This is a genomic window from [Ruminococcus] torques ATCC 27756 (assembly GCF_000153925.1).
Taxonomy (GTDB): Bacteria; Bacillota; Clostridia; order Lachnospirales; family Lachnospiraceae; genus Mediterraneibacter; species Mediterraneibacter torques.
This window is the reverse complement of sequence record NZ_DS264346.1, coordinates 1,700-17,760: the sequence shown is the minus strand read 5'-3', so window position 1 is coordinate 17,760 and position 16,061 is coordinate 1,700. Positions and strand designations below refer to the sequence as shown.

The 16,061-nt window shown below is 45.0% G+C and carries 2 protein-coding genes, 7 tRNA genes and 1 rRNA gene (1 of these 10 cut by a window edge); all 10 read right to left on the bottom strand.

Annotated features, from left to right (window positions below; all coding sequences use genetic code 11):
* Positions 1 to 14 precede the first annotated feature (14 nt).
* Positions 15 to 12,338 (bottom strand): Spy0128 family protein, encoded by a 12,324-nt coding sequence (locus tag RUMTOR_RS04715; protein WP_044997989.1) that lies wholly within the window; start codon positions 12,336 to 12,338, stop codon positions 15 to 17.
* A gap of 395 nt (positions 12,339 to 12,733) precedes the next feature.
* Positions 12,734 to 13,513, bottom strand: coding sequence for a response regulator (locus RUMTOR_RS04710; protein WP_004845978.1), 780 nt, complete (start codon positions 13,511 to 13,513; stop codon positions 12,734 to 12,736).
* A 299-nt stretch (positions 13,514 to 13,812) separates the two neighbouring features.
* Positions 13,813 to 13,885, bottom strand: a tRNA-Lys gene (locus RUMTOR_RS04705).
* Between the two features lie 35 nt (positions 13,886 to 13,920).
* Positions 13,921 to 13,993 (bottom strand) — tRNA-Phe (locus RUMTOR_RS04700).
* A gap of 24 nt (positions 13,994 to 14,017) precedes the next feature.
* Positions 14,018 to 14,091, bottom strand: a tRNA-Met gene (locus RUMTOR_RS04695).
* A gap of 30 nt (positions 14,092 to 14,121) precedes the next feature.
* Positions 14,122 to 14,194: transfer RNA gene (locus RUMTOR_RS04690), tRNA-Thr, on the bottom strand.
* A gap of 43 nt (positions 14,195 to 14,237) precedes the next feature.
* A tRNA-Tyr gene (locus RUMTOR_RS04685) sits at positions 14,238 to 14,319 on the bottom strand.
* Positions 14,320 to 14,333: 14 nt separating this feature from the next.
* Positions 14,334 to 14,406 (bottom strand) — tRNA-Val (locus RUMTOR_RS04680).
* Positions 14,407 to 14,412: 6 nt separating this feature from the next.
* Positions 14,413 to 14,486 (bottom strand) — tRNA-Asp (locus RUMTOR_RS04675).
* 72 nt (positions 14,487 to 14,558) lie between these two features.
* Positions 14,559 to 16,061, bottom strand: a 23S ribosomal RNA gene (locus RUMTOR_RS13225) (it continues 719 nt past the right edge of the window).

The window sequence follows — 16,061 nt, the reverse complement described above, 5'->3', positions numbered from 1 at the left end:
AAAATCACGTTATTTTATGATTTTTTCTTTCTTCTGATCATAACACCTGCTGCCACCGCTAAAGCAAGCGCCGCCATTCCCAGCGTTCCCGCAAACGAATTATGATCTCCGGTCTGCACCGCTCCCGGATTCTGTGGTTTTACAGTCGGGGTCGGCTGTTCCGGTTTCACCGGATTTTGGGGTTTCACATATGTATTAACGAATTGCGGCGTCCTGCCGTCTCCGTATACCGCCTCTGCGATCAAATTGCCTTTTCCGTTGTCTGTAACCGTAATCGTTACATTGTATACGGTTTCGTCGTATGTTACATTTTTCTGCCCATCATTTTTCTCAGAAATTGTGTATTCATATACGCCCGCCCGGTCATAGATCAGCGTCTCAAACATAACCTGTCCGTCTGCGCCGTTCTTCGCTTCAAACACAACGTTTCCATCCTTGTCTTTGAGCACGAACGTAAACTGTTTGTCTTTCAGCTCCGCTCCCTTATAAGTCTTGGAAGCTCCGAGCGTTACCGACGCCGGACGAGCTTCGTAGATATTTCGGAATACGATGCCGTTCATATCTTCTCCGCTCTTCGTCTCTGCTTTCGCGCTCAATGTACCGTCGCCGTTATCTGTCACAATGACAGTCACCGTATGCTCTGCCGAATCGTATTGTACGCCTCCGGCTGTACCTTCCACCTCGCGGATCACATAATTGTATGTGCCTGCTTCTGTGTAATGCAGAGCTCCGAAACGAACCGTTCCGTCCGCCTCATTCACTGCCGAAGCCACAACATTTCCGGACTCATCGATGAGTTCAAATGTAAATTCTCCCTCGTGCAGATCACGTCCAGTCAGCTCTTTTTTGATGCTGATATGTTCATTCACACTGTAATCTGTCGGATTTACACGGTATGTGTTTGTAAACTCAAATGCGAAATCATTCTGCCATGAGGAAACGGCGCTGATCGTTCCGTCGCCGTTGTCTGTCACGGTTACTGTAAACGTCTTTCCTTCCGCAGCCGCCAAATCGTTCGTCACGCCCGCCATGCTGCCGGACTCTGTCACTCTATAAGTATAAACTTTTGTCCGAGGCTCGCTGAATCTGTTCGCCTGACCTGCTTCTTGCGCGTTCATTGTTCCGGCTTGATCAACGACGTTTCCGCCGTCCGCCGAAGCCGCTCCTGCCGCTTCTTTGTCCTGATCTTCTCCGCTTGATCCGGCGTTCGATCCGCCGTTTGCTTCAATGTCTGTTTCATCTGTTTCCGGCGCTTTCGTTCCTTCTGTTCCGTCTCCCGCCGTTTCTTCTGACGCCGCGTTTTCTGCCGCGTCTGCCGCATCTTCTGCCGCCGTCTTATCTTCCGCTGTATCGGCTGCCGCCGGGTCTTGTCCTGCTTCCGCATTCTGATTTGTATCCGCCGGGTCTTCTCCTGCTTCCACATCCTGATTTGCATTTGTCTGCTCATCCTGACTTTCCGCTGAACCAAATACATTTTCCATCGTATAGACAAGTTTTCCGAAATCGATATTTCCTGCCGCATCGTTCGTCGTCTCTGTCACGACTTTGCCGTCTTTTACAGGCATCGGCGCAGGATTTCCAAGTTCATCTGTTCCTGTGATCGTAAATGTATACTTTCCTGCTATATCCGGCGCGTTGACGGATTCTTTCTCATATACTTTCTTTCCGTTCAGCGCGATCTCTGCATTTGCAGACTTGCCGTATACATTCTCAAACGGAAGCGAATCTTTTCCGTCAGGATATTTCACTTCGATCGCCAGCGTTCCGTCGCCGCGGTCTGTAACGATCACCTGGATCGCAAATGTCGTCGCAATACCTGTCACTCCGCCGGACGGGTTGTCTTCCGTCACCGTATAGTCATATGTGTAGACATATGCCGGAGCCTGAGACTTTTTGTCTACGAATGCGATTCCTGCTTTCACATCTGCCATTAGTCTGTCTGTATCGTAGCTTACCGGAGCAAACGTAATGCTTCCGTCCGCCGCGTTCGTACCTGTCGCCTCGGCGTCTTTGCCGACAACCGGATTTCCTTTTTTATCAAATATTCTAAACGTAAATTCTCCGTCTGTCAGCGGTCTGTTTGCCAGCGTCTTTGTCGCGTTGATCTTCACGCTTCCTTCTCCGCCAAGCTCGACCGGTTCGTCGTTGTATGTATTTACAAACGATATAGTCGCTTTTTTCTGACCGACTTCTCCTGTTGTTACTTCCTGCTCGTCCACGATCACTTCCTGACCGTCTTTTACTTTCGTAACCCGTGTCGTTACCGTCAGCGTCGAATTGTTATTATCTTTTACTTTGACTGTTACGGTTCTTACATCTGTATCATACGTATAAGCTGTATTTGTTCCCGCCGTCTCCGCCGCTTCATAGGTAAACGTCTTGCCTGCGTCTGCCTGCGTAAATGTAACGTTCTTTCCGTCGAGTACGTTGATCGTCGTCACTGCGCCTGCTTCTGCGGCTTCATTCTTATATGTATTTGCCGCATTCGCAAGTCCGAATTTTTCCGCCGCTTCTTCCGCAGTCGTGCTTCCTTCCGTCGCTTTCGGCGTCACTGTAAAGGTGAACTGATCTTTTTCCATATCTCTTCCGTTCAGCGCCTTCGTGATCTGCAGTCCTCCTGCCGCCGCATAATCAAGCTGGGATTTGTACTCATTTGTAAATGTTCCGTTTTCGGAGGCGATGTTTGTTACTTCCAATTTACCTTCCAGGTTATCCGATACTGTGATCTTCAATGTCGCCTCATGTCCGTCGATCGTCACTCCCGTCATCTTTCCATCCGGAAGCGGATTTTCTTTCACTGTGTAACGGAATTCTTTCGTCCTTGTTCCATCCTGTCCTGCGGCAGCTCCGTTCATATCCTCATCTGTAAACCGGATCTTTCCGAAACCAAACAGAACAGCTTCTCCTGCTTTTGCACTGTCAGACGTTACTGTTACTGTTTTCGTACCGTCTGCCGCCGCGTCTTCCGCCGCCGGCGCGCCATCCTGCGGCGTAATGGTAAATGTAAACTCGTCTGTTCCTAACCAACCGCGCCCTGTCAGCACTTTATTAAAGTATGATTTTGCGTCCGCAGGATCTGTATTGACCTCTGTGTCTTCGGCAGTATAAGCATTTTCAAATACAATACCGCCTTCCGGAAGCTGTACTTGTGCAGTTAATGTTCCATCTGTACGATCTGTCACTACGACCGTAAAGTCGAAAGACGTCTTTCCTTCTACTGCGGTTACTCCGCCCGGAAGTTTGTCTGTTATCTCTCTTGCGGTATAGCTGACCGTCCATACATCCGAACCGTCATCATTTTCAGATTTTACGGCATATCCGTCTTTTACTGCCTGATCAAGCGACTCCGTCGTATACGTCAGAGCGCCGTCATTTCCTGCAAATTTTACTGCTCCTTCCGCTCCTTCCGCAGCTTCTGTATTCGTTCCTGCCGCTGCGAAAGTTTCCTTGAATCCTTCCGGATTTTCTGCCGCTCTTGTCACAATTTCAAATCGGAACTCATTCGCCTTCATATCACGTCCGGTCAGTTTCTTCGACGCCTCGATCTTCGCCGCGATATCCTCGTCTCCTGTGCCTGCGCCATATGTATTGATAAAGGTCAGATTCTCACTCTCGCCTTCGACAACGGCTGCTTCGAGCGTTCCGTTTTTCTTGTCTGTCACTTTCACAACCACAGTTCTTTCCGCTTCCTGATCGTCCGTAATACCGGCGATACCGCTTGGCTGCTCCGTAACATTGAACTTGAACGTTCCGGCGATCGTAAATTGGATATCTCCAAATGCCGCCTGATGTCCTGCAGATGCTTTTGTAATCTCAAGTCCGCCTGCATTTTCCGGAAGCGTGATAAATCCATTCTCAATGGCTTCCACTGTCGCTTCATCCGCTGCCGTCAACGTATAGCTAAACGTATCTGTATCAAGCCATTTTCTTCCTGTCAGTTCCTTCGTCACTTTAAGCGCTTCGCTTCCGCTAAGACTTCCTGCCACGCTGTACGTATTCGTAAAGTTTGCTTCTGCAGTTGTATTTGAAGTAATCGTACCGCTTGCCGCATTGCCGGCGTTTCCGTTTACAGTTGTGGTGTATCCGTCAACTTCTTTTTCAGTTACCGTATACTGCGCGCCAGCCGGAAGTCCGGTAATCACTGCCTTCTGTCCATGCTGGAAGGAAATCTCGGTACCGTCTGCAGCATTACCTTTCTTGATTTCCTCTCCGCTTTCGCCTGTTACGGCGTAAGCATATTCTTTCGTCAATGCCGTACCTTTGGCATCCTTAAGCGCTACTATAAATGTAAACTCTTTCTCTTTGTCGATCCCTGTGCCCTGACCTTCTGTCAGTACGATGGTTTTACTGATGGAAAGATTTCCATCTTTCGAAATCTCTTTCCGATCGGTATCCGTCTCATATTCAGGTCCATTTTCGCCGATCTGGATCGTCGCTTTGTTCTCAACTACTGTCTCGGCGCTTTCATTTACTCTAGCATCAAATGTAACCGTTCCGTCTGCTCCTGGCTGAACATCTGCAATCTTCCATGTCAGCATACGTGTCTCTGCGTTATACGATGCATATTCGCCCGCGCTGTCGTCTACATAATCAAGACCTTCCGGAATGCTGTCTGTAATGATAACTGTCGCCGCTTCAATTTCCGGGTTCTTATAGGAAATGGTATAGGTCAAAACCTTGCCGACCTGTAATTCTCCGTCGCCTTCTACTACAGAATCTTTGCCCGGAACGTTCGTGGTAACTGTATTGGTCTGATTTGGATCGTTGTCTCCAATGGTAATCTCTGCCGTATTTTCTACCGCTGTTCCGCCTGCGCTGTCAAGCACTTTTACTACAAAACTTACCGTTCCGAAAGCTCCTGCTTCCTGCTCGCCAAGCGTCCAGGTGATTGTCTTTGAAGTCTCTTCATAAACTCCATTCGTATCTGCGCTTACATATTCCGTACCTTTCGGTACAATATCTGTGATCTTCACCTCCGCTTTCGCAGGAGCGCCTGTTTCATCTACTGCATTATTTACCCAGTCGATAGTATAAGTCAACTGATCGCCGACACCGACAATCTTGCCATTTACGGACGTGGACGGCTCTTCTGTGTTAATAACATCCTTCGCGTCTTCCGCCTCGTAAATATTAGTAAATGTCGCGCTTCCTGCTTGACTTCCATCCGCGACTTTCGCTGACAACGTTCCCTCCGCCGCATTATAAGTCACTGCAATGTCATAGCTAAAGGTATGCTTGTCATACGTCATATTCGGATCAGCATATTCCGGAACTACTTCCGTAATCTCTACATGATAGTTTCCTGCCGCTTTGAACTGAATATTTCCGAAGCTTACAGAACCGTCTGCCGCGTTTGCCGATGTGATTGTATCTCCAACTGCTCCCTCCGGAAGTACAACATTGTCCATGCTGCTTGTATCATCTGCCGGTGTAATCTTCATTTGGAAATTGAATTCACCTGCCGCTAAACCTGTGTCACGGTTTCCTTTCAGAACTTTCGTTACCTTTCCGGCAAATGCTCCCGGCTCAATGGTTACGATATCCGGTGTATAGCTGTTTACGAACGGCGCTACTGCTGTAGCTTTACTTTCTGCCGAACTATATTCCTTACTATCGTCTCCCTTGGTTACGGTTGTTACCGTATACAGTTCTCCGTCTTTCTCCTGTACCGTAATTGCAACGGTCGCTGATACTTGATCATACGTATACTTTGTATCGGTGCCTGCTGCCTCGCGAACGGAGTATTGATATGTCTTACCAATGTCTGTTTCATCAAACTTCACGTCACTAAGCTTACTCATCACCGCGACATCGTCTTTGCCTGGTGCAGTATTCTTAAAGCTCTTATCAGCCTCTGCAAGTTTTGCTTCTGCTTCTTCTGCAGTTACACTGTCAGTTGCTTCACTGGTAATTGTGAAATCAAACATATCTGCTGCAAGTGTACGTCCATTCAATGTCTTTGTAACATTCAGTCCGCCTTCATCACCGTAAGTTGTCGATGCTTCAAATTTATTGATGAAGATTTGTGAATTGGTCACCCCGTCAGCATTGATCTCTTGTGTTGCCTTCAATACAGAATCCTGGTCTGTTACTTTAATAATAATCTCATATGTATGAGAATCATACGTCCATCCTGTCGGTGCATTTGCATTGGTCTCTTGAACGGTAAACTTATAAGTTCCGGCTTTCTTAAATGTCAGCGCATTAAAGTCTACTTGCTCTGTTCCATCCTTTGGAATCAGTTTAGTTGTCGTTTTCTCTGAGCTGTATAGATCTGCCGTCGTTCCAATTCCGGTCAGTGTTCCACTGTCAATCGCCGCCTTCGTTGCTTCATCGGCTGCGCTCAGCTTGAATGTAAAGATCTCTTTCGCATTAAGCCCCTTTACCTCCTTCACTACGGATGGCGTAAATGTTGCATCCTGCGTTGTTGCATAAGTATTCGTAAATATTAATTCCTGTGATCCTTCTGCCAGCGCCGCTGTTAATGTTCCGTCATCATTATCCGTAACATTAACGATAATCGTAACCGTCTCTGCATTATAGGCAACTCCCGGAATCTTGTCTCCCTCTGCCGGTACAACTTCACTGACTGTGAATTTGTAAGTTCCCTTCTCATTAAAGGTAATATCTCCAAAGTTGAAGTTGCCGTCTGCATCAGAAGTTGCCGTTACACTCTGCGGTAATACAACTGTGCCTGCTGTAATTGCCGCATTCGTTGCTTCGTCACCGCCCGTGATAGTGAACCGGAAGCCAGATAAATCTTTGTCGGTTGCTTCCCATGGACCATCCATCTTCTTTGTTCCTGCAAGATTTGCTGATCCGTCAAGAACACCGCTTCCGGCATAGCTGTTGTTGAATGCGAGAACAGTCTGCTTTTGATCTGTTTCATTGCTTGTCTCTTCGCTTATGACACTGCCTTTTTCATCTGTCACCTTTGTATGAAGCGTTAATGTTCCGTCTCCATCATCTGTTACCCATAATTCTACTGTATAAACAGTATCATCGTATGTATATCCCGGTTTCTTATCATTCATTTCCGATACTTCATATTTGTATACTTTACCCAGATTCTTCAACGTAAAGTTCGTATCTGTTTTTAACATGGTTACAGTTTGTCCATCTGCCGCCGCTTCGTTGTTCTTAAATGTAACCTCTGTCTCTCCCTCTTTAAATCCAAAGAGTTCTGCCGCTTCATCTGCTGTAGCAGTGTCTGTCTTAACCGCTTTTACCTTAAATTCAAACTGCTCTTTCGCTAATGCATGACCTGTCACTGTTTTTGTAATTGCAAGTCCGCCTGCCGCTCCGAGGTTCAGAGAAGCGCCGTATTCATTAATAAATATCGTACTATAGGACTGTATATTTGCGGTCAACTGCCCATTTCCCGGATCAGAAACATCAACTATTATTTTTGCCTCATTCTTACTATAAGTCACTCCGTTAATGGTTTGTCCTGCATTCTCTTCTGTAACAGTGTAGGAATACTTTCCGACTGTATCATATGTGACCTTTCCGAATCCAAACGGTACATCCGTACCATCTTCCGTTCCGCCTTTCTGTGATACAGTAACGCTTGTTACATCATTGCCTTCCGTATCTTTCGGCATTGGAGTTCCATCTTCTGCCGTAAGATTGAATGTAAACGAATCATCTTCTTTCCAGTCGCGTCCAACCAGTCGTTTGTGGAACAATGCTGCCGCTTCTGTGAAGTCTACTTCCACGCTGTCTGCATGATATCCGTTCGTAAAACCTGCTACTATCGTATCTCTTCCGTCTGAACTATCATGATGAGCTTCTGCTGTCACACCATCTCCCTGCATTGTAACTTTCGTTTCTGTATGCATCGTTCCGTCGCCGTTATCTACTACCGTAATATCAAAGCGATATGTGTCCTTTGAGTATGTAACTCCCGGTAAATTTCCTGCTGCCTCTGAAAGAACGTAGCTGAACGTCTTTCCTGCATCATCCTGTGTAAAGGTCACCCCTGACAATTTGTCAAAGATCCGAGATGCAACACCGTCTGCCGCTCCTGATGTGTTTGTAAATTCTCTGTCAGAATCTGACAATTTAGCATCCGCTGTCTCAGCATTTACAGTATCACTGTCTGCCGCCTCGATTTTAAATGTAAATTCGCCCGCTTTCAGAGCACGGCCGGATAACGTCTTTTCTACAATCAGTTCCGCGCCTGTTCCGTAAGTTGCAGACGCTGTATACAGATTGACAAATGCAGCCGCATCAGTATCTACGCCTTCACCGTTATAGTAAGCTGTTTCTGCCTTTAATTCTCCGTTCTCATCTGTCACAATAACCCGTACTCTTGCTGTATGTCGGTCATATACCATTCCGTTTCCGTTTTCCGGGGCATTTTCTACTACACTAAATACATATGTTCCCGGACGTTTGAACTCGATACTGTCAAAATCAAATGTTGCAGCCTGATTATTCGTCAGTCCGTTCACCGTTTTTTGCATCGTATCCTGAGCCGTATCTCCATTGAAGATAATGAAATTTTCTTTAAGACCGGTTCTTGCTGCGGTATTTGCAGCACTCAATGTAAAGGAGAACTCTTCATCCACAAGAGAATCGCGTCCGACTAAAGTTTTTCTTCCCTGTACCGCTGATTCTCCCTCACCCGGAAGTACTATAGGCTTCGGTTCATAACTGTTGTTGAATACAACCTGATCTTCAGCAACTGCTCCTTCTGCTTTGCTGTATGTCTTTTCTATGACAATATACGCATCCTCGCCTGAACCTTGTGCCTTTGCCATAATAGATACGGAATATGTTTGTGCCTTATAAGTTATACCGTTTAAAGTATAAGTTCCGTCTCCATTATTAACCGCAGTTTCCGGAATCACTTCTGCAATTTCATACGTCCACGGTGTATCACTGACATTCTCCTCTGTAAACACCATGTTACCGAATGTAATTCCTGTTCCGACGTTGACTACATGGATATAACCATTTTCATCCTTCTCTCCGGTCGGCATTGGCGCCTGCTCTGCGTTGTCTCCGGTCGCTTTGAGTTTAAATTCAAACATTCCGTTTTTCAACGGATTCGCTCCGCTTTCATCTGCATACACTTTTTTTGCAAGTATAGATGTCGTTGCGGAATCTGCATGGAAATCATTTACAAATACCGCTGTTTTATTCTCAACCGGAATCGGCGTATTTCCTACTGACGCCCCGTCGTCATTAGCCGTTTTTTCCATTTCTGCCACAGCGGATAATGTTCCGTCTCCATTATCGGTCACCGTTACCCGATATGTATAGGATGCCAGAGAATATATAACTCCCGGTATTGCACTTGCCGGCTGTTTCTCCTGAATTTCATATTCATATACTCCGGGATGAGAAAATGTGATCTCTCCGAAGTTTCCTGATGAATTTTTTTCTGTTACCTCAACGCCTTTTTTACCATCAGCAGCTCCATTCGGAAGCGGAGCTCCTTCTGTTGTCGGAATCAATTCGATTCGGAACTTATCTGCAATATCCCACCGGTCAAACTGTTTCTCATAACTTGCGAAATCAGTTTCGGCAAGCGTGATTTCATCTACGTCATATGTATTTTCAAACACATGTTTTACAGATTTTCCTGAAACGATCGTTCCAGCCGCCTCTTTTGCGTCCGCCTTTTTATCAACTGCCGTCAGTTCAAATCCTTTCGGCAGTTCTTTTTCGGTTACGGTATATTGCGCATCTTTATCCAATCCATGAATATACAGCGTTTCGTCATCTTTAATCTGATACTTGGCAGCTCCGGTCTTATCAAATTCCAGTTCAAATGCTTTTCCCTGAATTTCATTTTGCGCATTTCGTACTTCCGCTTTGACTGTTTTTCCCTTCATAGACGGAATACTGATCTCAAATGTGAACTTTTTATCTTTTAATATTTCATCCGCATTCAGATTTTTATTCGCTGCCACGCGGGCATCTTTGCTGATTGCAAGAGCGCCCGGAAGCTCAAGCGCAAGCCTTCCGTTATTTCCCAGATAAACATTTAAGTAATCGGGATTATTGATATTATCCCAAATCGGATCGATCACTACATCCGCCGTATTTGTTATGTTCTCTGTTTTATCATCTATCAACGCATCGATTCTTGTCAATCGTGCAGAACCGGACTTGATAAAGTATTCTCCCTTGTCATTTATACCGAAGTTCGCACTTGCCTGCTGGAAGTTTGATCCCGTAAAGGCTACCTTGCCGTCGATTTCTTCAACCTGACCTCCGTTTAACTGCACATACGGTCTCTTATAATAATACGTCTGATCCGCACTCGGCTCGTTCTTTACTGCCATTGTACAATCTTTATCTGTATAAATCGGAGTATCTTCTGTAAAATAATAAAATGTATTTTTCTTTGCCGGTTGGAAAGAAGCAGTCGTATTGCCCAATGTCTTTCCATTCGGATCTATGTATTGTCCGTTATAATAGTTTGAATAGAAATACGGAACTCCATTCTCATTATGAGCGTTCAGATATTGCTGAAGCGCCTCGTCATCTGCATCATTCGGGTTTAGTCCGTCGGCAATTCTTTCCCGGACCTCCGGCTTGATGCTGACACCATAGAAGATACGGAGCGGATATGCCTCCTGTATATCCATCGTTTTATTTCCGTCACTGTCTGTATCTAACGTAAAGTGACGAAGCGGGATCAAACCTGCCGGAATCTGTACTGTAACTGTATCACCGGTTTTCAGGTCTGCCCCTTTCTTCACCTGAACGATAATATCTTTTACATTACCGTTCGGATAAAGTTCTGTATCTCCTGTTGCACTTCCTTCATATTTATATGTAGTAACACCGTTTTCAGTAACCGGTTCTCCTACCGGATCGAATATCTGATCTGCAAAGACCAAACTCTTAAATTCATCCACCTGCATATATTCGCCGAGCTGATCGGTAAATGTAATATATCCTACCTTACCCGGATCATACCCTTCTGTCTGTGTCGGAAAACCAAATCCTGTTTCCAAATCCGATGAAATCTCATTAAATATATTATTCAATTCATCTGCATCCGTTGCCGCTTTATAATAATCAGAATTATCTGTGCGTTTTCCTAATGTACAAGAATAGCGATTAGGTCGTGTACTGCTTGTAGCAGTCGCATCCGGATAGTTGCTAGAAACCGCATGCATATATCCGTTAAAGTTACCAGCGCTTGTATTTGTATCGTTCGGATTCGCATCCCGGAACACGCCGATACTGTAGATCAAAGCATTCGCATCCTTCAACTCTTTTGCGTTCGTAATGGCGGCAGCTGCAACACTGTTACTCCAGTCACTATTCGACGTCGGCTGACCATCTGTGAAGAAAACGACAACTTTCTGCGCCCCTTCTCTGGTTCCTCCAAGCTGAAATGCTCTCTGCGCCTGATTCAATCCAAAATCTGCGCGAGTTGCTCCTGCTGCAATCAGACTATTCACTGTTGAGGTCAAGTCCGAAATATTTTTCGTTGTGTAAGACTTTAATTCCGTTACAATTTGTGAACGATTATAATTGTTATTTATAAAATCATTTCCAATGTTGTCACTTTCATCACTTGCAAATTTTACAAGGGAAACTCGATGCTGTAATTTTATATCATCAATGGAATCATTCATTTTAGCTGTTTGTTCCACAAAGTTATTTACTGCATTTTGCAGAGCTTGCAGCTTCGTAATATTTGTTCCCAAATCTCTTCTCTCGTAAAATTGGATGTGATTTGGATTGGAATCTTCTGCGGATATCTTCGGCTCGACCGTTTGTCCATTTAATTCCCAGTGCGTAAATTCCCACCAAAACAGAATTTTTTGACCTTCAGAAGTAATTTTGCCTCCATCCTTTGTGTAATATTCTTGATCTTCTGTTTCACTAAGATTTCCTGCATATATCTCTTCATATCGATATCGCTCACTCTCAGGCCTAGTTCCCATATGCGGTGAATTTTCCATAGAACCTGACGTGTCTACTACCAGTACGATATCCAACGGTCTGCTAACCGTCTTTACTGTATTCGATGTAGATGACAATGCCGATAATCCAACTAAGAAATCAGAATCGCCTTTTTTGACACTTGGTCTGCTTCCGCCCTCAAGCTGAATATCCTCTGTGAGTACTGTTTTATCTGTCCAGATACGTCCGATGTTTTCTGTCGAATCTTTTACAACCTGATTCCAAGTATCCACAGTAGACGGATCTGACACAGAGGTTTCATCAAACGCTACCGCCGGAGTCGGAGTCGAATCTGAGGCATAGACTTGTCCCATACCACCGGGTATCATTCCGAGCACCATAGCCCCGGCAAGAAAAATCGCCAGCGCTGAACGCAGTTTACTATTTTTCTTTTTCCTCATAGTCACTATCTTTCCTTTCTTGCTTATTTACAGAATTATTTATATTCCTATTAACCCTGCATCAATCTATATAAAATCAATGGAGTATTTGACATCATTTCACTAAATTCATCACTCCCCTTACATATTTTTTCTAAATAATGCAAAATAGCTCCATCTTTTCAACAGCATATAAAATCATACGTTAACAAAGTGTGAATAACTTGCCATTTTCTCCTTTTTCAAGCTATTATATTTTTACTTTTTCACATTTTCCGCATTAATAATCCACTATATGTGAAAAACCGATCTATTGTCGAAATTTTAATAATTTCTACAATAAATCGGTTTTACTTTTTCTCTGTTTTTAGTTATCTTCCCTGAATTTATACCTGTTGATTCGGGCATTTGTTTCTTCAGCCCATGAATACTCCGTCATATACCCCCCCCCGGGTATCAATGCCGCTTCTAACACTTTTCCCTGTACCGGATAATATATTTTCTTCTATCCACATATAATAATCACAGTCCACATTGGCATAATTAATCCAACAGGCAGCCCGTTTCTTAACAAATACATCTTTAATCCCATATGTACTGAATATCTTATTCAAATCCATAACCGCCCTGCGATACAGATTTTTTACCTTTTCATCGTACAAACGATTCTCCCAGAGTTTGTCAACGGCTTCTTCCATTGTCACAACTCCGCCTTTATTGTCCACACATAACGCAAGCAGTTCTTTTGCCTTTTTATTGGAAAATATCACAAGTTCTCCATTAATAAATAAGTCGAATCGGCCAAATGTCCTAATATATGCCGGCTTCTTCTGTCGCCGACTGAGAAGTTTTGCATTTCCCATAGTCCATGTTAAATCTTCCATAGTATACGGCCTGATCATATAACCATCCGCTTTTATCCGAAGTGCCTCCAATATATATTCTGTATGTTCTATAAAAAATACAAGAACTATTTTAGGATTTAATTCCCGTAACTTTTCTCCGAGCTGAAGTCCGTCCATACCATTTAATTCGATATTTATAAAAGCCGCTTCCACTCTATGTCTGGAAACATATTTAAGCGTTTCCGCAGAATCATTAAACTTCCCGCTCAGCTCTACATATGAAAATTGTTTGCATTGTTCTTCAAAAAGACGGATAGCTTCTTCATCGTAATCTGCAATAATAACTTTCATAACATCATTTCATCCTTCTTACACATAATATATTTTTATATACTCTGTTTATTCCTCTTCCGAAGGGCAAACGACTGTGTTTTGCACCATATCCATATGATGATTCATCCATATGAGCTCATATCCAGTACCAATATCCATATTATATAATTTTCTGACCATTTTTTGCAAGTAAAAACAGTAGACACTAAAAAAGTTTATGTCTACTAAAATGATTCTATATCGCCAAACGGTAACATGCCGCCAATACAAATAACGGGAACACTATTCAATCATAGTATTCCCGCTATCATTCACAGTGAGCGTGCGGGGATTCGAACCCCGGACAACTTGATTAAAAGTCAAGTGCTCTACCAACTGAGCTACACGCCCTTATTCAATTATATTCCTTTTAATTACAAGGAAAATGCCCAGAGCCGGAATCGAACCAGCGACACGAGGATTTTCAGTCCTCTGCTCTACCAACTGAGCTATCTGGGCTTATACACAATATACTTGTGTAAATTGCGGGAGCAGGATTTGAACCTGCGACCTTCGGGTTATGAGCCCGACGAGCTTCCAGACTGCTCCATCCCGCGATATGAAATTAATTATCTCTATTGAGATCAAGCCGATGATCGGACTCGAACCGATAACCTGCTGATTACAAATCAGCTGCTCTGCCAATTGAGCCACATCGGCGTGTTTACTTCTTTTATAATGTATATTCAGAAGTATAATTAAATGGATGGAGGTGGATTCGAACCACCGAAGCAATTTGCAGCAGATTTACAGTCTGTCCCCTTTGGCCACTCGGGAATCCATCCTTATTTTTTTAAAGTGGGACCTATAGGGCTCGAACCTATGACCCTCTGCTTGTAAGGCAGATGCTCTCCCAGCTGAGCTAAGACCCCACATAACGACCCAGAAGAGACTCGAACTCTCGACCTCCGCCGTGACAGGGCGGCGCTCTAACCAACTGAGCCACTGGGCCACTTTTTAATTCAGGTTATACCCTGAAAACTACATACAAAGAATCTTTTTTCATCCATTGCCTATCTCCGCTTTGGTTATGCCCTCGACCTATTAGTAACAGTCAGCTCCATGTGTTACCACACTTCCACCTCTGCCCTATCTACCTCGTCGTCTTCAAGGGGTCTTACTAACTTGACGTTATGGGATATCTCATCTTGAGGGGGGCTTCACGCTTAGATGCCTTCAGCGTTTATCCCTTCCCGGCTTGGCTACTCTGCTATGCACTTGGTAATACAACAGATACACCAGCGGCCAGTCCACCCCGGTCCTCTCGTACTAAGGGCAGCTCCTCTCAAATATCCTACGCCCACGCCGGATAGGGACCGAACTGTCTCACGACGTTCTGAACCCAGCTCGCGTACCGCTTTAATGGGCGAACAGCCCAACCCTTGGGACCGACTACAGCCCCAGGATGCGATGAGCCGACATCGAGGTGCCAAACCACTCCGTCGATGTGAACTCTTGGGAGTGATAAGCCTGTTATCCCCAGGGTAGCTTTTATCCGTTGAGCGATGGCAATCCCACTTTATACCACCGGATCACTAAGTCCTACTTTCGTACCTGCTCCACCCGTCGGTGTCGCAGTCAAGCTCCCTTCTGCCTTTGCACTCTTCGAATGGTTTCCAACCATTCTGAGGGAACCTTTGAGCGCCTCCGATACCCTTTCGGAGGCGACCGCCCCAGTCAAACTCCCCACCTGACATTGTCCCCCAGCCGGATCACGGCTGCTGGTTAGAAACCCAATACTGCAAGGGTGGTATCCCAACATTGACTCCATGGCAACTGGCGTCACCACTTCCTAGTCTCCCACCTATCCTGTACATGCAATATCGAATCCCAGTATCAAGCTAGAGTAAAGCTCCATGGGGTCTTTCCGTCCTGGCGCAGGTAACCAGCATCTTCACTGGTATTTCAATTTCACCGGGTGCATTGTTGAGACAGTGCCCAAATCATTACGCCTTTCGTGCGGGTCGGAACTTACCCGACAAGGAATTTCGCTACCTTAGGACCGTTATAGTTACGGCCGCCGTTTACTGGGGCTTAAGTTCAAAGCTTCGCTTGCGCTAACCTCTCCCCTTAACCTTCCAGCACCGGGCAGGCGTCAGCCCATATACCTCACCTTTCGGTTTCGCATAGACCTGTGTTTTTGCTAAACAGTTGCTTGGGCCAATTCTCTGCGGCCATTCGCATGGCACTCCTTCTCCCGAAGTTACGGAGTCATTTTGCCGAGTTCCTTAACAATGCTTCTCCCGTCGGCCTTAGGATTCTCTCCTCATCCACCTGTGTCGGTTTACGGTACGGGTATCCTGTAAACAATAGCGGCTTTTCTTGGCAGCCAGCTCACACACTTCTCTACTTCTTTTCGATCCGCATCACGTCTTCGGATTGCACACCGGATTTGCCTGATGTACTCCTACCTCGCTTGCACCGGTCTTTTCTATTCCCGGCTTGTGCTCTCTGTCTTGCGTCCCCACAGATCCTGTTACAGGATAGCACAGGAAATTCCACCTGGTAATCCATCGACCTACCTCTT

What these genes read in the sequence shown, in the direction of transcription:
- RUMTOR_RS04710 (WP_004845978.1), bottom strand. Translation starts at nt 13,513, where the DNA reads ATGAAAGTTATTATTGCAGATTACGATGAAGAAGCTATCCGTCTTTTT.
- RUMTOR_RS04715 (WP_044997989.1), bottom strand. Translation starts at nt 12,338, where the DNA reads ATGAGGAAAAAGAAAAATAGTAAACTGCGTTCAGCGCTGGCGATTTTT.